This is a genomic window from Pseudomonas sp. R1-15, assembly GCF_051132085.1.
In the GTDB taxonomy this organism is placed as follows: domain Bacteria; phylum Pseudomonadota; class Gammaproteobacteria; order Pseudomonadales; family Pseudomonadaceae; genus Aquipseudomonas.
In genome coordinates this window covers 1,050,731-1,068,397 of sequence record NZ_CP071660.1, presented here as the reverse complement: position 1 = coordinate 1,068,397, position 17,667 = coordinate 1,050,731, and the positions used below count along the sequence as shown (strand labels likewise).

At 59.4% G+C, this 17,667-nt stretch carries 17 protein-coding genes and 1 other RNA gene; 6 read left to right on the top strand and 12 right to left on the bottom strand.

Features of this window, described 5'->3' with window-relative positions; translation table 11 throughout:
- Positions 1-196 precede the first annotated feature (196 nt).
- Positions 197-550: RNase P RNA component class A (gene rnpB / locus J3P97_RS04615), an RNA gene on the bottom strand.
- Between the two features lie 74 nt (positions 551-624).
- Positions 625-1,497, bottom strand: coding sequence for a 16S rRNA (cytidine(1402)-2'-O)-methyltransferase (rsmI, locus tag J3P97_RS04610; protein WP_434569739.1), 873 nt, complete (start codon positions 1,495-1,497; stop codon positions 625-627).
- A gap of 236 nt (positions 1,498-1,733) precedes the next feature.
- Between rsmI and J3P97_RS04605 the strand changes: the two genes are divergently transcribed.
- The 4 genes from J3P97_RS04605 to J3P97_RS04590 all read left to right on the top strand — a co-directional run bounded on the left by J3P97_RS04605 (position 1,734) and on the right by J3P97_RS04590 (position 5,172).
- Complete coding sequence (locus J3P97_RS04605; protein WP_434569740.1) at positions 1,734-3,545, top strand: penicillin-binding protein activator; 1,812 nt, start codon at positions 1,734-1,736, stop codon at positions 3,543-3,545.
- A complete protein-coding gene (locus tag J3P97_RS04600) occupies positions 3,545-3,907 on the top strand; it encodes a YraN family protein (RefSeq protein ID WP_434569741.1) in 363 nt (120 codons plus the stop codon). Before J3P97_RS04605 ends, J3P97_RS04600 begins: the two co-directional genes overlap by 1 nt.
- Positions 3,908-4,003: 96 nt before the next feature.
- Positions 4,004-4,597 (top strand): phosphoheptose isomerase, encoded by a 594-nt coding sequence (locus J3P97_RS04595; RefSeq protein ID WP_007928463.1) that lies wholly within the window; start codon positions 4,004-4,006, stop codon positions 4,595-4,597.
- Positions 4,594-5,172: a BON domain-containing protein gene (locus tag J3P97_RS04590; RefSeq protein WP_030139689.1), complete on the top strand. Its 579-nt coding sequence runs from the start codon at positions 4,594-4,596 to the stop codon at positions 5,170-5,172. The genes J3P97_RS04595 and J3P97_RS04590 overlap by 4 nt, the downstream gene beginning before the upstream one ends.
- A 1,171-nt stretch (positions 5,173-6,343) precedes the next feature.
- On the opposite strand, the gene J3P97_RS04585 is transcribed toward J3P97_RS04590, so the two are convergent.
- The 7 genes from J3P97_RS04585 to rplM all read right to left on the bottom strand — a co-directional run bounded on the left by J3P97_RS04585 (position 6,344) and on the right by rplM (position 11,220).
- Positions 6,344-6,754: a ClpXP protease specificity-enhancing factor gene (locus tag J3P97_RS04585; protein WP_434569742.1), complete on the bottom strand. Its 411-nt coding sequence runs from the start codon at positions 6,752-6,754 to the stop codon at positions 6,344-6,346.
- A gap of 16 nt (positions 6,755-6,770) precedes the next feature.
- On the bottom strand, positions 6,771-7,388 hold the full coding sequence (locus J3P97_RS04580; protein WP_003178195.1) for a glutathione S-transferase N-terminal domain-containing protein: 618 nt from the start codon (positions 7,386-7,388) through the stop codon (positions 6,771-6,773).
- Between the two features lie 152 nt (positions 7,389-7,540).
- A complete protein-coding gene (locus J3P97_RS04575; protein ID WP_305496653.1) occupies positions 7,541-8,323 on the bottom strand; it encodes a cytochrome c1 in 783 nt (260 codons plus the stop codon).
- Positions 8,323-9,534 carry a cytochrome b gene (locus J3P97_RS04570; protein WP_305496655.1) on the bottom strand — a complete coding sequence of 404 codons (1,212 nt, stop codon included), beginning with the start codon at positions 9,532-9,534 and terminating at the stop codon, positions 8,323-8,325. Before J3P97_RS04570 ends, J3P97_RS04575 begins: the two co-directional genes overlap by 1 nt.
- Complete coding sequence (gene petA / locus J3P97_RS04565; protein WP_305496657.1) at positions 9,534-10,127, bottom strand: ubiquinol-cytochrome c reductase iron-sulfur subunit; 594 nt, start codon at positions 10,125-10,127, stop codon at positions 9,534-9,536. Before petA ends, J3P97_RS04570 begins: the two co-directional genes overlap by 1 nt.
- 257 nt (positions 10,128-10,384) lie before the next feature.
- The gene (rpsI, locus tag J3P97_RS04560; RefSeq protein WP_003228056.1) at positions 10,385-10,777 is read right to left on the bottom strand and encodes a 30S ribosomal protein S9; all 393 of its coding nucleotides are present in this window, start codon (positions 10,775-10,777) and stop codon (positions 10,385-10,387) included.
- 14 nt (positions 10,778-10,791) lie between these two features.
- Positions 10,792-11,220 (bottom strand): 50S ribosomal protein L13, encoded by a 429-nt coding sequence (rplM, locus tag J3P97_RS04555; protein WP_003205365.1) that lies wholly within the window; start codon positions 11,218-11,220, stop codon positions 10,792-10,794.
- Positions 11,221-11,465: 245 nt separating this feature from the next.
- Between rplM and J3P97_RS04550 the strand changes: the two genes are divergently transcribed.
- Positions 11,466-12,506: an NADP(H)-dependent aldo-keto reductase gene (locus J3P97_RS04550; protein WP_198796609.1), complete on the top strand. Its 1,041-nt coding sequence runs from the start codon at positions 11,466-11,468 to the stop codon at positions 12,504-12,506.
- A 134-nt stretch (positions 12,507-12,640) separates the two neighbouring features.
- Here J3P97_RS04550 and J3P97_RS04545 read toward each other — a convergent pair whose 3' ends face one another.
- Positions 12,641-13,777 carry an acyl-CoA dehydrogenase family protein gene (locus tag J3P97_RS04545; protein WP_434602869.1) on the bottom strand — a complete coding sequence of 379 codons (1,137 nt, stop codon included), beginning with the start codon at positions 13,775-13,777 and terminating at the stop codon, positions 12,641-12,643.
- Between the two features lie 244 nt (positions 13,778-14,021).
- Here J3P97_RS04545 and J3P97_RS04540 point away from each other — a divergent pair, with 244 nt between their 5' ends.
- Entirely contained in the window at positions 14,022-14,918 is an 897-nt protein-coding gene (locus J3P97_RS04540) for a GlxA family transcriptional regulator (RefSeq protein ID WP_305501352.1), read from the top strand.
- A 189-nt stretch (positions 14,919-15,107) separates the two neighbouring features.
- Here the strand turns inward: J3P97_RS04540 and zapE are convergent, their stop codons facing one another.
- Both zapE and J3P97_RS04530 read right to left on the bottom strand, forming a co-directional pair.
- A complete protein-coding gene (gene zapE, locus J3P97_RS04535; RefSeq protein ID WP_305496664.1) occupies positions 15,108-16,202 on the bottom strand; it encodes a cell division protein ZapE in 1,095 nt (364 codons plus the stop codon).
- Positions 16,203-16,302: 100 nt separating this feature from the next.
- Positions 16,303-17,658: a tryptophan--tRNA ligase gene (locus tag J3P97_RS04530; protein WP_434602868.1), complete on the bottom strand. Its 1,356-nt coding sequence runs from the start codon at positions 17,656-17,658 to the stop codon at positions 16,303-16,305.
- Positions 17,659-17,667: the final 9 nt, after the last annotated feature.

The window sequence follows — 17,667 nt, the reverse complement described above, 5'->3', positions numbered from 1 at the left end:
AATGAAGGAAAAGCCTTATAGATCGGAGATTTAGGAGCGTTTCAGGAGGGGTAACAAGAAACTGACGTAGGAAAATTCGCTTTAACTCGAAGGCACACAGGGGGCTGCACGCAGAAGTTAAAGTGATTTATTAAGAGTAAGATTTTTTTGATCTTAGGAACTGCTTCTGCCATTGATTCCGGCAGGGAGGGAAAAGGTGGAGAGTCGATCTGTAAGCCGGGTTCTGTCTTGAACAGTCATTCGTCTACGATGGCCATCACTGGACATCTTTAGCAACCTACCCGGTCCCAGCGCGGGCCACGCCTTGGGACCCTATTTGGTCTTGCTCCAAGTGGGGTTTACCTAGCCACGAACTGTTGCCAGTCGTGCGGTGCGCTCTTACCGCACCTTTTCACCCTTACCGGCGCCGAAGCGCTTAGGCGGTTATTTTCTGTGGCACTTTCCGTAGGCTCGCGCCTCCCAGGCATTACCTGGCACTTCGCCCTATGGAGCCCGGACTTTCCTCCCCCCCCTAATTCTCATAGAGGGCAGCGACTGTCCGATCGACTCTCCGCCGCGAAGGTTAACGGTAGCGCGCCCGAAGAACAAGCGCTAAAAGCCCTTGGCCAGCTTGGCGCGCCGATTTCATTGGGCCTTCTGTTTATCCAGTGCAGCCTGATACAGCACATTCTTGCGCTCGCCGGTGATCTGCGCGGCGAGGGCCGCCGCTCGCTTGAGGGGCATTTCCTCCAGCAACAGATCGAGGATGCGCATTGCTTCGCCGCTGACCGCGTCTTCGTCCTGGGGCGGTGTCCAGCCCGCGACCAGCACCACACACTCGCCACGCTGCTGATTGCTGTCGCTTTCGACAAACGCACGCAACTGCGCCAGAGGCAACCCCTTCAAGGTCTCGAAGGTTTTCGTCAGTTCCCGAGCCAGCAATGCCTGGCGCTCGGGACCGAACACCAGCTCCATGTCCTGGAGACATTCGAGGATACGGTGCGGCGCCTCATAAAAGATCAGCGTTCGAGGTTCCTCCTTTATAGCTTCCAGGCGCCCTCGCCGCCCCACCGCCTTGGCCGGCAGGAAACCTTCGAAGATAAACCGGTCCGATGGCAAGCCGGCCGCCGACAACGCCGCGATCAATGCGCAGGCACCTGGCACCGGCACTACATTGATACCGGCAGCGCGGGCCTGGCGCACCAGGTGGTAACCCGGATCGGAAATCAGCGGCGTGCCGGCATCGGAAATCAGCGCCACATTGTCGCCGGCCAGCAGACGGGTAATGAAACGACTGCCTTCGTCCCGTTCGTTATGTTCATGGCAAGCTGCCAATGGCGTGGAAATACCGAAGTGCTGCAGCAGACGCTGGGAGTGACGCGTGTCTTCGGCGGCGATAAGGGCGACCTCGCCAAGGATCTTCAGCGCGCGGGCGCTGATATCGTCCAGGTTGCCGATGGGCGTCGCCACCACGTAAAGCGAGCCGGCAGCGGAATTCAAAGCACCTGGAGCAGTCAAAGCGCACACCTCATGATCATGAAAGTGGGCATTGTAGCGTGTGCCGCCATTCTCAGCCGCTCACATTAACCCTCGCTCCCTCGCCACGGGTCAGACACTCGAGTGAGCAGCAGCTTTGTGCTGCAATGCACGCTTTGAAATACCTAAATTGATCGATTCACACCACTAACATCGCGCCCCGGCCAGTGCTTGGGTACAATTCGACGCTAATTTGATCTCGTATCAGGAACACTTACATGATCGCTTGCCTGCGGCTGCTCTCCGCCCTCTGCCTCGCTGCCCTCCTGGCGGCTTGCGTCAGCTCGCCCTCGTCCAGCCTTGGCGAACTTCCACGGACCCCGGACGCCAGTATCGAGCAATTGCTCGAACAGGCCGCCCAGAGTAAAACCCCGGAACAGGCCGCCCTGCTGCGCTTGAGCGCCGCCGACCTGGCCTACCGCCAGGGCAATGCCGGCCAGTCCGCACAGATCCTGCAACAAGTGCCGATGGAGCAGCTCAAGCCCGGCCAGCAGATTTTCGCCAACACGCTGTCGGCCGAACTGGCGATGACGCGCAACCAGCCCAAGGCCGCGCTGACTTCGCTGAGCCATCCGAGCCTGCAGCACCTGAGCGAAATGCCCGTGGAGCAGCAAGTCCGCACCGGTACCGTCCGCGCTCGCGCCCTGGAGGCCGATGGCCAGACCCTGGCCGCCGCCCGCGAACGGATCTTCATTGCTCCGCTGCTTGAAGACGAAGCAAAGGCAAAAAATCACGAAGCCATCTGGACACTGATCGCCTCGCTGCCCACTGATCAACTGCAACCGACCACTACCGACGATCTTGGTGGCTGGCTGAGCCTGGCCAAAGCCGTGAAAACCGCCGGCACCCTGGAGCAGCAGCAAGCCGCCATCGACAGCTGGCGCGAACAGAACCCGAAACACCCGGCCGCACTCCAGTTGCCGACGCCACTGGTCAAGCTCAAGGAGCTGGCAAGCCAGCCACTGGGCAAGATCGCCGTGTTGCTACCGCAGAATGGCCCGCTGGCCGCGGTCGCAAAAGCACTGCGCGAAGGCTTCATGGCCGCGCATTACCAAGCCCAACAGGCCGGGCAGAAGCCGCCGAGCATCCAGTTCTATGACAGCGCCAGCCTGACCTCGATGGACGACTTCTATCGCAAGGCCCAGGCCGACGGCGTACAGCTGGTGGTCGGCCCGCTGGAAAAACCATTGGTCAAACAGATCAGCACCCGCCCGCAATTGCCGATCACCACCCTGGCGTTGAACTACAGCGAAGGCGAACAAGGCCCGCCGCAACTGTTCCAGTTCGGCCTGGCGCCTGAAGACGAAGCCCGCGAAGTCTCCCGGCGCGCCCGCGCCGACGGCCTGCATCGCGCAGCCGTGATGGTGCCGAAAGGCGAATGGGGCGATCGCGTATTAAAAGCCTTCAGTCAGGATTGGCAGACCAATGGCGGGACCATCATGGCAATCGAGCGTGTCGACCAGCCGGTGCAACTGGCCCAGCAGATCGCCGACATGTTCCAGCTGCGCCAGAGCGAAGGTCGCGCCAAGAGCCTGCAAAGCACGGTAGGCACCGCGGTCGCGGCGCAGCCATCGCGTCGCCAGGATATCGAGTTCATTTTCCTCGCGTCGACCCCGCAGCAGGCCCAGCAGATCAAGCCGACCCTGAACTTCCAGTACGCCGGCGACGTGCCGGTCTACGCGACCTCCTCGGTGTTCAGCGTCAGCGGCGACCAGAACCAGTACAACGACATGAACGGCGTTCGCTTCTGCGAAACCCCATGGCTGCTCGACGCGAACGATCCGCTGCGCCAGCAGGTCACCGCGCAGTGGCCCCAGGCGGCCGGCAGCCTGGGCCGGCTGTACGCGATGGGCGCTGACGCCTATCGCCTGGCTCCACGCCTCGGCCAGCTCAAGGCCCTGCCGGACAGCCGCATCGAAGGCCTGTCGGGTAGCCTGGCTGTCTCCCCGACCCAGCGCGTGCAACGTCAACTCCCTTGGGCGCAGTTCGTCAACGGCCAGGTCCAGCGCCTGCCGGACACTCCGCGCTGATGCCCGACCGATCGCGCCAGCAAAGCGGCAGGGATGCCGAGGGCCTCGCCCTCGCGCATCTTGAGCAACACGGCCTGCGACTGCTGGCGCAAAACTGGCTGTGCAAACGCGGCGAGCTGGATCTGGTCATGCTTGACGGCGATACAGTAGTATTCGTCGAAGTCCGCTACAGAAAAAATACCCAATGGGGTGGCGCGCTCGACAGCATTGACCAGCGCAAGCGCCAGAAGCTGGTTTTCGCGGCGCAGTATTTCCTGCAACGCGAGTCTCGCTGGGCCGATCATCCTTGTCGCTTCGACGTGGTTGCCATCGATAGCAACGTCGACCAACTGAATTGGCTGCAAAACGCCTTCGACAGTTGAGCGCAGCCGAGCCGGACACCTTCACTCAACTTTTTGCTCTTTGCTTTGCGCGCCGCACATTTGTGCCGATAAGTCGCGCTACTTAAGGTCACACAGATGGACATGCAATCGCGAATCCGCCAGCTTTTTCAGGCCAGCATCGACACCAAGCAACAGGCGATGGACGTACTTGCACCGCACATCGAGCAAGCCAGCCAAGTGATGGTCAATGCCTTGCTCAACGAGGGCAAGATGCTTTCGTGCGGCAATGGCGGTTCGGCCGGCGACGCCCAGCACTTCTCTTCGGAACTGCTCAACCGCTTCGAGCGCGAACGTCCGAGCCTGCCGGCCATCGCACTGACGACCGATAGCTCGACGATTACCTCGATCGCCAACGACTACAGCTACAACGAAGTGTTCTCCAAACAGATCCGCGCCCTCGGCCAGCCTGGCGATGTGCTCCTGGCGATCTCCACCAGTGGCAATTCGGCGAATATTATTCAAGCGATCCAGGCCGCACATGATCGCGAAATGATTGTCGTAGCATTGACCGGTCGCGACGGCGGCGGCATGGCTTCACTGCTGTTGCCTGAAGACGTCGAGATCCGCGTACCGGCCAATGTCACCGCACGTATTCAGGAAGTCCACCTGCTGGCGATCCACTGCCTTTGCGACTTGATCGACAGCCAACTGTTCGGGAGTGAAGAATGACCCCTAATCGCCTAGGCCTTTTGGCCCTGACCCTGTGCCTCGGCATCAGCGGCTGCACATCGGTGGTTAACGCCAGCCGGGAAAAGCCGATTGAAGACGACCGCGGCACCCGCACCTTCGGCAGCAAGATCGACGACTCGTTGATCGAAACCAAAGTGGGCGTGAACATTGCCAAGGCCGACCCGGACCTGGACAACAATTCGCACATCGTCGTCACCAGCTTCAACGGCGTTGTGCTGCTGGCCGGCCAGACACCCCGCGCCGACCTCAAGGCCAAGGCCGAACAGGAAGCCAGCGCGGTGCAGCGGGTCAAGACCGTGCACAACGAGCTGCAGGTCCTCCAGCCCTCCTCACTGCTGGCCCGCCAGAACGACGCCTGGCTGACCACCAAGATCAAGACGCAGATGCTCACCGACGCCAGCATTCCTGGTTCGCGCATCAAGGTTGTGACAGAGAACGGGATTGTCTATCTGCTGGGGTTGCTGACCAAACAGGAGGCCGCTCAGGCGACCAATCTGGTTCAGGGTGTGTCTGGGGTGCAAAAGATTGTGAAGTTGTTTGAGTACATTGACTGATAAAGTCCCCGTATAAGAACGTAATGCTGTTCACTAAACAGAATGATGTACCCGTGGCGAGGGAGCTTGCTCCCGCTCGGCTGCGAAGCGGTCGTAAACCGGCGGATGCGGTGTGTCTGATACTACGTATTTGGCAGGTTTTGGGGCCGCTTCGCGGCCCAGCGGGAGCAAGCTCCCTCGCCACGGGTTCCACGATTGCCTTAAGTGGGCAGCATTACCGTACAAGAACGGCGCTTTTCCTTAAAAGGAAAGCGCCGTTTTTTTATGCATCGCTGATAGGCTTGGTCGGTGTGCACCCCGCTCTTGCTCTTGCTTTGGATTTTGATCTTCGACGCCCCGTTAACCACGATGGCCGAACGCAGGCATTGCGCAGTAGGCATCCCGGCATGGATGCCGGGATAGCCGCGCTGGGCCAGGGATGGCCCTTCGCGGCGGGCCCACGGAGCAATGCCGGAGTGAGGGCATGCCGAGCCTTGGCGAGGCACCGAGTGGTGGGGCAAAGCCTTTTGGGTTACTTTTTTGGCGTCTGAAAAAAGTGACCCGCCGTAAGGGCGGAACCCTAAGCAGCCGTGACCGCAGCAACGGATATGCACTCAGCCAATAAAACCCTGGCCGACTGTCAGGCCGCCATCGCGAGCAAGCTCGCTCCCACAATAGGATCGGAGTACGACCGGTAAAGATATGCCGGTTGTGAGGCCCCATTCGCGAGCAGGCTCGCTCCCACAGTTGGATCGGAGTGAAGCTGAAGAAACAGACCGGCTACTACGCCGCCTCGCTGTTGATCTTGATCTGGGGCGCCCCGTTCACCACGCTGGTCGAACGCAGGCATTGCGCAGTGGGCCTTTGATGTAGTCCGCGATGAATAGCAGTTTCAGTTCCATAGGTTTCAGCTCTCGCCATGGCATGGTCAGATCCTCGAAAACCGACCCTGCCAGTTAGAAACTGTTACCTATGTGAGTGAACTGATTTGTAACCTATGTGGGTGAGTCATAACCAAAGCCTTTTGGGTTACTTTTTTGGCGTCTGAAAAAAGTGACCCGCCGTAAGGGCGGAACCATAGGCAGCCGTTACCAAAAAAACGGATATACACCCCACTCAAGCAAAAAAATGCCCGCATCTCACGACACGGGCATTTTCTCAACCAGGTAACCGGCCTTTCACACAGACCCGATCACTTCACCACTTTCAAACTAGGCCGCCCGCTAGGACGTGGCGGCTCATCGTCGGGCGGCAGGTCCTCATCCGCCTCGAACTCTTCCTCACCGTCCAACGGCACTTCCAACTCGAATACCATCCCCTGGCCATTCTCCCGGGCATAGATCCCCAGGATAGAGGCAATCGGCACGTACAGCGTATGCGGCACCCCACCGAAGCGCCCCTCGAAACTGACCGCATCGTTGTCCATGTGCAAATGACGCACAGCGGCCGGCGATACGTTCAAGACAATTTGCCCGTCATTGGCAAAACCCTGCGGCACCTGTACCGACGGATACTCGGCATTGACCAGCATGTGCGGGGTGCAATCGTTGTCCACAATCCACTCGTAGAGCGCGCGGACCAGATAAGGTCGACTGGAGTTCATAGCGGCTCCCTAAGCCTTAGCGCATGTCACGTTCGACACCAGACAGACTCGCCTGGAAAGCCTCACGCGCAAATTGGCGCTCCATATAATCAAGCAACGGCTTGGCGGGCCGTGGCAGTTCGATACCCAGGATCGGCAAACGCCAGAGTATGGGCAATAGGCAGCAATCCACCAGACTTTGTTCCTCACTGAGGAAAAACGGCTTGTCGACAAACAGCGGCGACACGCCGGTCAGGCTTTCGCGCAATTCCTTGCGCGCCACGACACGCGCCGGCTCCTTGGTCCTGGAATCCAGGATCAGGTCCACCAGCCCGCACCAGTCACGCTGGATGCGATGGATCAGCAAACGACTGTTGGCACGCGCGACCGGGTACACCGGCAGCAAAGGCGGATGCGGATAACGCTCATCCAGGTATTCCATCACCACGGTCGACTCCCACAGTGCCAGGTCACGATCGACCAGCGTGGGCAGGCTGCCGTAAGGGTTCACCTCGATCAGCTTCGGCGGCTGACGGCCCGCTTCGACGTAAATGATCTCGGCGCTGACACCCTTCTCGGCCAGTACGATACGTACCCGGTGGGAATAGTGGTCGGCGGGGTCGGAGTAACAGGCCAACCGATTGGTCACGCCCATGGCGATCCTCCTCGCTTGTTGAAATTATCGAAAAACGGAAAAACGAGCGCGCCCAGAGGGCGTCTCCCGTAACCACCTGGCCGACCAGGCTCGTTACACCTTCAGAGACGCCCTTGGGCGCGCACGATTAACAGCAACGGCTTACAGCTTTATCAATGCACGTCTTTCCAGTATTCACGCTTGAGCAGATAAGCGAATACGAAGAAGAACGCCAGGTACAGCAATACATACGTACCGATGCGCTGATGTTCCAGCTTCACCGGGTTGGCCGAGTAGGCCAGGAAGGTCACCAGGTTCTTGACCTTCTCGTCGAACTGCTCCGGGGTCAGGCTGCCGGAGTTCGGCACGATGGTCAGTTGGTCGCAGGCCTCATGGGTCAAAGCGGTGCCGGTCAGCGGATCATATTGCTTCTTGCCGTCCTCGACGATCTGAACCTGCTTGCAGCCTATCACCTGACGACCCTGCAGGCCGACCAGAACGTTCGGCATGCCGACGTTCGGGAAGACCTTGTTGTTCACACCCCAGGGGCGCGCAGGGTCTTCATAGAACGAACGCAGATAGCCATAGAGCCAGTCGGTACCACGCACGCGCGCCACCAGGGTCAGGTCGGGCGGCGCCGCGCCGAACCAGGTCTTGGCATCCGCCGGCTGCATGCCGATGTTCATGTGGTCGCCCAGCTTGGCGCCGGTGAACACCAGTTTTTCAAGCATCAACTCATGGGGAATACCCAGATCATCGGCCACGCGCTCGTAGCGTTGGAACTTGGCGCTGTGGCAGCCCATGCAATAGTTGGCGAAAGTACGGGCGCCGTCCTGCATGGCCGCTTTGTCGGAAACGTCGATGTCGACTTTTTCCAGCTCCGGACCACTCGATGTGGACGCAAAGGACAGGACAGGCAAAGCAGCAAGAATCAGTACAGAAAATAGCTTTTTCATCAGCCAGTCACCCTTTCCGGAACCGGTTTGGTCTTCTCGAGCCTGGTGTAGAACGGCATCAGAATGAAGTAGGCGAAGTACAGGAAGGTGCAGACCTGCGATAGCAGCGTCCGGCCCGGTGTCGGTGCCAGCACACCCAGCACGCCGAGGATCACGAACGAGATGCAGAACACCCAGAGCCAGATCTTGCTCAGCCAGCCCTTGTAGCGCATCGACTTGACGGGGCTGCGGTCCAGCCAGGGCAGGACGAACAGCACGGCAATCGCGGCACCCATGGCAATTACGCCCAGCAGCTTGTCGGGAACCGCCCGCAGGATCGCGTAGAACGGGGTGAAGTACCAGACAGGGGCAATGTGCTCAGGGGTCTTGAAGGCGTTGGCCTGTTCGAAGTTCGGCTTCTCGAGGAAGTAGCCGCCCATTTCCGGGAAGAAGAACACGATCGAACAGAAGATGAACAGGAAGACCACCACGCCGACGATGTCTTTCACGGTGTAGTACGGGTGGAAGGCGATGCCATCCAGTGGCACGCCGTTCTCGTCCTTGTGTTTCTTGATGTCCACGCCATCGGGGTTGTTCGAGCCGACTTCGTGCAACGCCAGGATGTGCAGCACCACCAGGCCGAGGATCACGATCGGCAAGGCCACGACGTGCAAGGCGAAGAAGCGGTTCAGGGTAATGCCCGAGATCAGGTAGTCACCGCGGATCCACTGGGTCAGGTCATCGCCGATGACCGGGATCGCACCGAACAGCGAGATGATCACCTGGGCGCCCCAGTAGGACATCTGGCCCCACGGCAGCAGATAACCCATGAAGGCTTCGGCCATCAGCGCGAGGTAGATCAGCATGCCGAACACCCACACCAGCTCACGCGGCTTCTGGTACGAACCGTAGAGCAGGCCACGGAACATGTGCAGATAGACCACGATGAAAAACGCCGAGGCGCCGGTGGAGTGCAGCAGACGCAGAATCGAGCCGTACTCGACATCACGCATGATGTACTCGACGGAGGCAAACGCTTCCTCCGCCGACGGGGTGTAGCTCATGGTCAGCCAGACACCGGTAACGATCTGGTTGACCAGGACGAGCAATGCCAGGGAGCCAAAAAAGTAGAAGAAGTTGAAATTCTTCGGCGCGTAATACTTGCTGAGATGGTCTTCCCACATCTTGGTCGCGGGAAAGCGCGCATCAAACCAGTCCATTAATTTGCTCATCACGCTTTCTCCGTATCGACGCCAACGACAATGATGTCGTCCGACTCATAGGAATGCGGGGGAACTGGCAGGTTCAGAGGTGCAGGCTGCGATTTGTAGACGCGACCGGCCAGGTCATAGTGGGAGCCGTGGCATGGGCAGAAATAACCACCGACCCAGTCTTTGCCCAGGTCGGCAGGCGCCACTTCGGGACGGAACGTTGGCGAGCAACCCAGGTGAGTGCAGATCCCGATCAGCAGCAGCACTTCCGGCTTGATCGAACGGGTTTCAGGGTTGACGTATTCCGGTTGGACCGAGTTCTTGGAAGAGGGGTCGGACAGCTGGCCCTCGATCTTTTTCAGATTCCCCAGGATCTCCTCTGTACGGCGGACGATGAATACCGGCTGGCCGCGCCACTCAGCAATCATCTGCTGGCCTGGCTCGATCTTGCTGACATTCACTTTCACCGGTGCGCCTGCGGCTTTCGCCTTGGCACTGGGAAACCATGACCCCACGAACGGGACCGCAGCCCCCACCGCTCCTGCAGCACCCACCACGGATGTGGCTGCTACCAGGAAGCGACGCCGGCCTGCATTCACGCCGTCATTGCTCATTCAGTCCTCTCCCATCAGCTTTGTGGCCTGTTAAATCAGGCGTCTACTAAGTAAAAATCTGAACTTATAAAAATTTTGCCGAATGGTAATGAAAACCCCCAATTCTGACAAGGTAATTACCCAGCGGCCAAACCGCCAGGCCTTGTAGTATAGGGGCTCTACGAATGTGGCAAGTTGTCACAGAGCAATTATTTCGAGCATAAAAAAAACGCCCAGCTCCGTGAGGAACTGGGCGCCTTTTGAACGCGGAAGCGAAATTAACGCTTCGAGTACTGCGGACGCTTACGCGCTTTACGCAGACCGACTTTCTTACGTTCTACTTCGCGAGCATCGCGAGTTACGAAGCCAGCTTTACGCAGGGCGCTGCGCAGAGTTTCGTCGTAATCCATCAGGGCGCGAGTGATGCCGTGGCGGATTGCGCCAGCCTGGCCACTTACACCACCACCGATAACGGTGACGTAGATGTCGAACTTCTCGACGGTCTCGGTCAGTTCCAGCGGCTGACGAACTACCATGCGGGCAGTTTCGCGGCCGAAGAAGTTATCCAGGGAGCGGTTGTTGATGGAGATGTTGCCAGTACCCGGACGCAGGAAAACGCGTGCGGTTGCAGTCTTGCGACGGCCAGTGCCGTAATTTTGAGTCGCCGACATAATGAACTATTCCGTTAAAACTTCAGTTCTTGGGGCTGCTGAGCAGTATGAGGGTGAGCAGCGCCCGCATAAACCTTCAGCTTACGATACATGTCGCGACCCAGTGGGTTTTTAGGCAGCATGCCTTTAACCGCGGTCTCGATCACGCGCTCAGGGGCTTTGGCGATCAGCTTTTCGAAGTTGATCGACTTGATGCCGCCAGGAAAACCGGAGTGGGAGTAGTACATTTTGTCAGTGGTTTTAGCGCCAGTAACACGTACTTGCTCGGCATTGATCACGACGATGTAGTCGCCGGTGTCAACGTGAGGGGTGTACTCAGGCTTGTGCTTGCCACGCAGACGGCTCGCGATTTCGGTGGCCAGACGACCCAGGGTCTGACCAGCAGCGTCGACGACAAACCAGTCGCGCTTTACTGTTTCCGGTTTAGCAGTAAAAGTTTTCATTCTTTATAGCCTCAGGGGCCGCCCTGTAAATTAGACGGCGGATCTTACTGAATAGTGCGTACTTTGACAAGTCAAAGGCAGCCGGATACAGACGCTTTCGGGGGCTCGGGTCGGCGCGTCCGTTCAACGGCAAGATTCTTCGGCGGCGGCGCATCACTTCCACTGCAGAAAGAGGTGCGCAATTATGCAGATTGCGAAAAATATTTCAACCTGCTTTTATGATTGTTTTGCCCAAGGAGTCCCTGATGGACTATCGCAAGCTAGGCCGTACCGATCTGAATGTCAGCGCCCTGTGCCTCGGAACCATGACCTGGGGCGAGCAGAACAGCGAGGCAGAGGCGTTCGCCCAGATTGAACGCGCCAAGGGTGCCGGGATCAATTTCCTCGACACCGCCGAGATGTACCCCGTGCCGCCGAAGGCCGAGACCTACGCCACCACCGAGCGTTATATCGGCAATTATTTCAAGAGCCGTGGCGACCGCGCCGACTGGATCCTGGCCAGCAAGATCGCCGGCCCGGGCAATACCATCGACTATATCCGCGACAAGAATCTCAAGCACAACCGCCGCCACATCGTCGAAGCGCTGGACGCCAGCCTCAAGCGCCTGCAGACCGACTGGATCGACCTGTACCAACTGCACTGGCCGGAGCGCAGCACCAATTTCTTTGGCCAATTGGGCTACACGCACAAGGCCGACGAAGATTTCACCCCTTTGGAGGAAACCCTCGAAGCCCTGGACGAACAGGTCCGCGCCGGCAAGATCCGCCATATAGGCCTGTCCAACGAGACGCCGTGGGGCACCATGAAATTCCTCGCCCTGGCCGAAGCCCGCGGTTGGCCTCGCGCGGTGTCGATCCAGAACCCGTACAACCTGCTCAACCGCAGCTTCGAAATCGGCCTGGCGGAAATCGCCATTCGCGAGCAATGCGGCCTGCTGGCCTATTCGCCCCTGGCGTTCGGTTTCCTGTCGGGCAAATACGAAAACGGCGCACGGCCCGCCAAGGGCCGCCTGACGCTGTACAGCCGCTTCATGCGTTACTTCAATCCGCAATCGGAAGCCGCCTGCAGCCGCTATGTGGCACTGGCCCGCGAACACGGCCTGGACCCGGCGCAGATGGCCCTGGCATTTGTTACCCAGCAGCCGTTCGTGACCAGCAACATCATCGGCGCCACCACGCTGGAGCAACTGGACAGCAACATCGCCAGCTTCGACCTGAAGCTGTCGGATGAGGTGCTGGCGGGAATCGAGGCGATTCACAAGGACCAGCCGAATCCGGCGCCTTGATTGATTCATAGGCCCCTTCGCGAGCAGGCTCGCTCCCACACTGGCTTTTTGTCTGACCGCTACATTGCGATCGACACAAAACCCATGTGGGAGCGAGCCTGCTCGCGAAAGCGATCTGACATCCAACGCAATAATCAAAGCGACCGCGCAATAATCTCCTTCATGATTTCGTTGGTCCCCGCATAGATTCGCTGCACCCGCGCATCAGCCCATGCCCGGGCGACCGGATATTCCCACATGAAACCGTAGCCGCCATGCAACTGCACGCATTCGTCGAGCACCTTGCATTGCAGGTCGGTGCCCCAGTACTTGGCCATCGCCGCCGTCGGTACATCGAGCTTGCCCTGCAGATGAAGCTCCAGGCAGCGGTCGACAAAGACCCGGCCGATCTGGATCTCGGTGGCCATTTCCGCCAGTTTGAAGCGAGTGTTCTGGAAATCCGCGATGGATTTGCCGAACGCCTTCCGGTCCCGGGTGTAATCCAGCGTCCATTGCAGCGCCGCCTCGGCCGAGGCCAGGCCACCGATGGCGACGGTCAGGCGCTCCTGAGGCAGTTCCTGCATCAGGTAGGCGAAGCCCATTCCGGCCTGGCCCAGCAGATTGTCCTTCGGCACGCGGACATCCTGGAAGAACAGCTCAGACGTGTCCTGGGCCTTCATTCCGACTTTTTCCAGGCGCTTGCCTTTTTCAAAGCCCGGCGTGCCCGCCTCCACCAGGAACAGGCTGGTGCCTTTGGCCCCCGCCTTCGGGTCGGTCTTGGCGACGACAATGACCAGGTCGGCCAGGAAGCCATTGGTAATGAACGTCTTGGAGCCGTTGATCACGTATTCATCACCGTCGAGCACTGCCGTGGTCTTCACGCCTTGCAGGTCGGAACCGGCGCCCGGCTCGGTCATGGCGATGGCCGTGACCATTTCGCCGGACACCAGTTTCGGCAGGTATTTATGCTTCAACGCCTCGCTGCCGTAATGCAGGATGTACGGCGCGACGATATCGGAGTGCAGCGAGAAGCCGATCCCGGTCAGCCCCAGGCGGCCGATTTCCTCGATCACCACCGTGCTGTAGAGAAAATCCGCTTCCAGCCCGCCGTAGGCCTCCGGCAGATGCGAGCACAACATCCCCGCCTCCCCAGCCTTGTTCCAGAGTTGGCGATCGATGTGCCCCTGTTTTTCCCACTGGCTGTGGTACGGCACGGCTTCTTTTTCAAGAAAGGTTCGTACGGTGTCGCGAAACAACTCGTGCTCGGGACTGAACAGGGTTCTGGGGATCATGGCGCACCTTTGGTTATTGTTGGGTGTGGTTATCCGACAGAGCCTAAGCCTGCGGCGTATGAGAGGACACTGGACACATCCGACAAAAAATAAGACGATCCAGCCGTCTGGTGACCACTTTCCCCTATAAAAATAAAGATGAGTTATGTCCATGCACGCCTCCACGCCCTTGCGGCGCGTCAGCATCCTGGCAGTCGACCGGGTTTTCGCTTCCACCCTCATGCAAGCCAAGGATTTTTTCCACCTGGCCAGCCTGCGCTACGGCAAACAGCTTGGCCACGGCCTGACCCCAGCGTTCGAAACCCGGCTGGTCAGCCCTGACGGCAAGCCAGTCAACAGCTTCAGCGATGTGCTCATGCCGGTGGACGGTGGCCTCGAAAATACCGATGTGATCATCTTGCCGGCATTCTGGGATGACTTTGCCACGCTCTGCCAACGTTATCCCCAGGTCCTGCCCTGGCTGCGCGAACAACACGCTCGCGGCGCGGTGCTCTGCGGCGAAGCCACCGGAGTATTCTGGCTGGCCGAGGCCGGGCTGCTCGATGGCAAGGAAGCCACCACCTACTGGCGCTTCTTCAATGCCTTCAAGGAGCGTTTCCCTCAGGTGCACCTGAACCAGGACAAGCACCTGACCGACGCCGACAATCTGTTCTGCGCCGGCGGCACCACCTCGGCCTGCGACCTCTACATCTACTTGATCGAACGCTTCTGCGGCGCCAACGTCGCCCAGGCCGTGGCGCGGGACATCCTGTATGAAGTGCAACGCAACTATTCGCCGGGACGCATCGGCTTTGGCGGGCAGAAACTGCATCAGGACGTGATCATCCTGCAGATCCAGCAATGGCTGGAGGAGCATTTCGCCGACAAGTTCCGCTTCGAGGACGTCGCCCGGGAGCACGGCATGAGCATCCGCAATTTCATGCGCCGCTTCCAGACCGCCACCGGCGACAAGCCCTTGCACTACCTGCAACGCCTGCGGATAGAAACCGCCAAGGGCCTGCTGTCCGGCAGCCGCAAGAGCATCAAGACGATCAGCTATGAGGTCGGCTACGACGACGCGAGCTTTTTCGCACGACTGTTCCGGCAGCACACCGACCTGTCACCGAACCAGTACCGGCAGCAATTCCAGCAGGCGGCGTGAGCCAGAGCTGATTGCAATGTAATGTGGGAGCGAGCCTGCTCGCGAAGGCGGTGGATCAGCTTGCATCTACGCTGGACATGCCGCCCCCTTCGCGAGCAGGCTCGCTCCCACAAGGTTAGGCAGTGAATTGCCAAAACTCAGACACAAAAAAGGCCTGCGATCGCAGGCCCTTCTTGCTTTTCCGATGCCTTAAGGCTTATGCGCCCGCGACAGGAATTCGTGGGATTGCATCTCCAGCAGGCGGCTGAGGGTCCGCTGGAATTCGAAGTTCAGGCGACCGCCGGTATAGAGGTCCTTGAGCTCGACTTCAGCCGAGATGATCAGCTTCACGTTGCGGTCGTAGAATTCGTCGACCATGTTGATGAAACGGCGGGCGATATCATCAGTGGTGACGCTCATCTGCTCGACGCCGCTGAGCAGCACGGCGTGGAAGATCTTGCCCAGCTCGATGTAGTCGTTCTGGCTGCGGGGGCCATCGCACAGTTCACGGAAGTCGAACCAGGCCACATCGTCGCAGGTGCGGATCGCACGGATTTCGCGGTTTTCGATGATCAGCACATCGTTTTCCACTGCCTGGGTGCATTCCGGCGTCAAGGCGCGGAAGCTCTTGCGCAGGCTTTCTTCAGCGGCGGCATCCAGCGGGAAATGGAACAGCTCCGCTTGTTCGAGGTGACGCAGGCGATAGTCCACGCCGCTGTCGACGTTGACGATTTCGGTGTGTTCCTTGATCAGCTTGATCGCCGGCAGGAAGCGCGCCCGTTGCAGACCGTCCTTGTACAGGCCGTCGGGGACGATGTTCGAGGTGGCGACCAGGGTCACGCCGTTCTTGAACAGTTCTTCCATCAGCGTGCCAAGGATCATGGCGTCGGTGATGTCGGAAACGAAAAACTCATCGAAGCAGATCACCCGCGTCTCGGCGGCGAAGCGCTTGGCGATGAGAGTCAGCGGGTTCTTTTCGCCACCCAGGGTCTTCATTTCCTCGTGCACACGCTTCATGAAGCGGTGAAAGTGCGTCCGGGTCTTTTCCTTGAAGGGCAACGCTTCGAAGAAGGTGTCCACCAGGTAAGTCTTGCCACGGCCGACGCCACCCCAGAAGTACAGGCCCTTGACCGGTGTCTGGTCTTTTTTGCCGAACAGTTTGCCCAACAAGCCCGGCTTGTTGTTCGACGCGGCAACCAAGTCGTCGTACAGGCGCTGCAAATGCCGCACGGCCGTTTCCTGGGCTGCGTCGTGGAAGAATTCCGGGCGTTTCAGATCAGCTTGATATCGTTCTAGGGGCGTCATATTCGTTAGCAAGGCAACAAAAACGGGCCGTCACTGTAGCGATGGCCCAGAGGAATGGCAATCGGCCCTTATTCGGGCCGATGGTCGGGAACGCCTTCAATCAATCCTGGGCAGGCGTCAGTGCCACGCGCAACGCATCGATGGCCGCGTCTCTGGCGCTACTGTCGGCAAAGACCGGGCTGTGGGCCACGCATTCGCCGTCGAGCCAGACGCTGAAATTCAGTTCATCGCTGCGCACGTCCAAGGGCTGGCCGGATTGCAATTGCTTGGTCACCTGGCCAGCGGTCTTGCCGTCGGCGAAGTTATTCGAAAGCAACAACTGCTCGCCATCGGCAGAAAGCAGGCGGAAGCGGAAACTGCCGTCATCGTCGCGGAAGCTGACGAAGCGCGCAGCCTTGGCCGCTTTCTTTTTGGTCTGCGTTGCCACTTGCACCTGGCTGACGAAGGACCGCAGGCCAACTGCCTCGCGCAGTTCATTGAGGAACGGCGTTGCTACGGCCCGGGCTTTTTTCGCGCCCAGTTGCAGGATGTCTTCAAGGTCCGCCGGGCGTTCGATCAACTGGTGGTACCGCTCGCGCGCCTCACCCAATTGGTCGTCGAGCAGTTGGAACAGACGATTCTTCGCCTCACCCCAACCCAGGCCTTGCAGCAGTTCGCTACGGAACGCGGCGCACTGCTCGGCACTGGCGAAGGCCTGGAACAGTGTGAACAGGTGCGAGTTGTCCGGGTCCTTGGCTTCGCCCGGCGCGCGCGAGTCGGTGACGATCCGCGAGATCGCGTCCTTCATGTCCTTGGCGCTGCTGAACAACGGAATGGTGTTGTCGTAGCTCTTGGACATCTTGCGACCATCGAGGCCCGGCAGCGTGGCGACGCTTTCCTCGATCAGCGCCTCGGGCATGGTGAAGAACTCCCTGCCCTTGCCGAACAGGTGGTTGAAGCGCTGACCGATGTCCCGCGCCATTTCCACGTGCTGGATCTGGTCGCGACCGACCGGCACCTTGTGGGCGTTGAACATCAGGATGTCGGCCGCCATGAGGATCGGGTAGCTGTAGAGGCCCATGGTGACGCCGGCATCCGGGTCTTCGCCGGTCTCGACGTTCTTGTCCACCGACGCCTTGTAGGCGTGGGCGCGGTTGAGCAGGCCCTTGGCGGCGACGCACGTCAGCAGCCAGGTCAGTTCCGGGATTTCGGGGATATCGGACTGGCGATAGAACGTCACGCGGTCCACATCCAGGCCACCGGCCAGCCAGGTCGCGGCGATTTCCAGGCGCGAGCGCTGGATGCGCAGCGGGTCATCACATTTGATCAGGGCGTGGTAATCGGCCAGGAAATAGAACGAATCGGCATTGCTTTCGCGGCTGGCGAGGATCGCCGGACGGATGGCGCCGGCATAGTTGCCCAGGTGCGGGGTGCCGGTGGTGGTGATGCCGGTCAGGATACGGGTACGAGTCGTCATGGGTTATCG

What these genes read in the sequence shown, in the direction of transcription:
- J3P97_RS04605 (WP_434569740.1), top strand. Translation starts at nt 1,734, where the DNA reads ATGATCGCTTGCCTGCGGCTGCTCTCCGCCCTCTGCCTCGCTGCCCTC.
- J3P97_RS04600 (WP_434569741.1), top strand. Translation starts at nt 3,545, where the DNA reads ATGCCCGACCGATCGCGCCAGCAAAGCGGCAGGGATGCCGAGGGCCTC.
- J3P97_RS04595 (WP_007928463.1), top strand. Translation starts at nt 4,004, where the DNA reads ATGGACATGCAATCGCGAATCCGCCAGCTTTTTCAGGCCAGCATCGAC.
- J3P97_RS04590 (WP_030139689.1), top strand. Translation starts at nt 4,594, where the DNA reads ATGACCCCTAATCGCCTAGGCCTTTTGGCCCTGACCCTGTGCCTCGGC.
- J3P97_RS04585 (WP_434569742.1), bottom strand. Translation starts at nt 6,754, where the DNA reads ATGAACTCCAGTCGACCTTATCTGGTCCGCGCGCTCTACGAGTGGATT.
- J3P97_RS04580 (WP_003178195.1), bottom strand. Translation starts at nt 7,388, where the DNA reads ATGGGCGTGACCAATCGGTTGGCCTGTTACTCCGACCCCGCCGACCAC.
- J3P97_RS04575 (WP_305496653.1), bottom strand. Translation starts at nt 8,323, where the DNA reads ATGAAAAAGCTATTTTCTGTACTGATTCTTGCTGCTTTGCCTGTCCTG.
- J3P97_RS04570 (WP_305496655.1), bottom strand. Translation starts at nt 9,534, where the DNA reads ATGAGCAAATTAATGGACTGGTTTGATGCGCGCTTTCCCGCGACCAAG.
- petA (WP_305496657.1), bottom strand. Translation starts at nt 10,127, where the DNA reads ATGAGCAATGACGGCGTGAATGCAGGCCGGCGTCGCTTCCTGGTAGCA.
- rpsI (WP_003228056.1), bottom strand. Translation starts at nt 10,777, where the DNA reads ATGTCGGCGACTCAAAATTACGGCACTGGCCGTCGCAAGACTGCAACC.
- rplM (WP_003205365.1), bottom strand. Translation starts at nt 11,220, where the DNA reads ATGAAAACTTTTACTGCTAAACCGGAAACAGTAAAGCGCGACTGGTTT.
- J3P97_RS04550 (WP_198796609.1), top strand. Translation starts at nt 11,466, where the DNA reads ATGGACTATCGCAAGCTAGGCCGTACCGATCTGAATGTCAGCGCCCTG.
- J3P97_RS04545 (WP_434602869.1), bottom strand. Translation starts at nt 13,777, where the DNA reads ATGATCCCCAGAACCCTGTTCAGTCCCGAGCACGAGTTGTTTCGCGAC.
- zapE (WP_305496664.1), bottom strand. Translation starts at nt 16,202, where the DNA reads ATGACGCCCCTAGAACGATATCAAGCTGATCTGAAACGCCCGGAATTC.
- J3P97_RS04530 (WP_434602868.1), bottom strand. Translation starts at nt 17,658, where the DNA reads ATGACGACTCGTACCCGTATCCTGACCGGCATCACCACCACCGGCACC.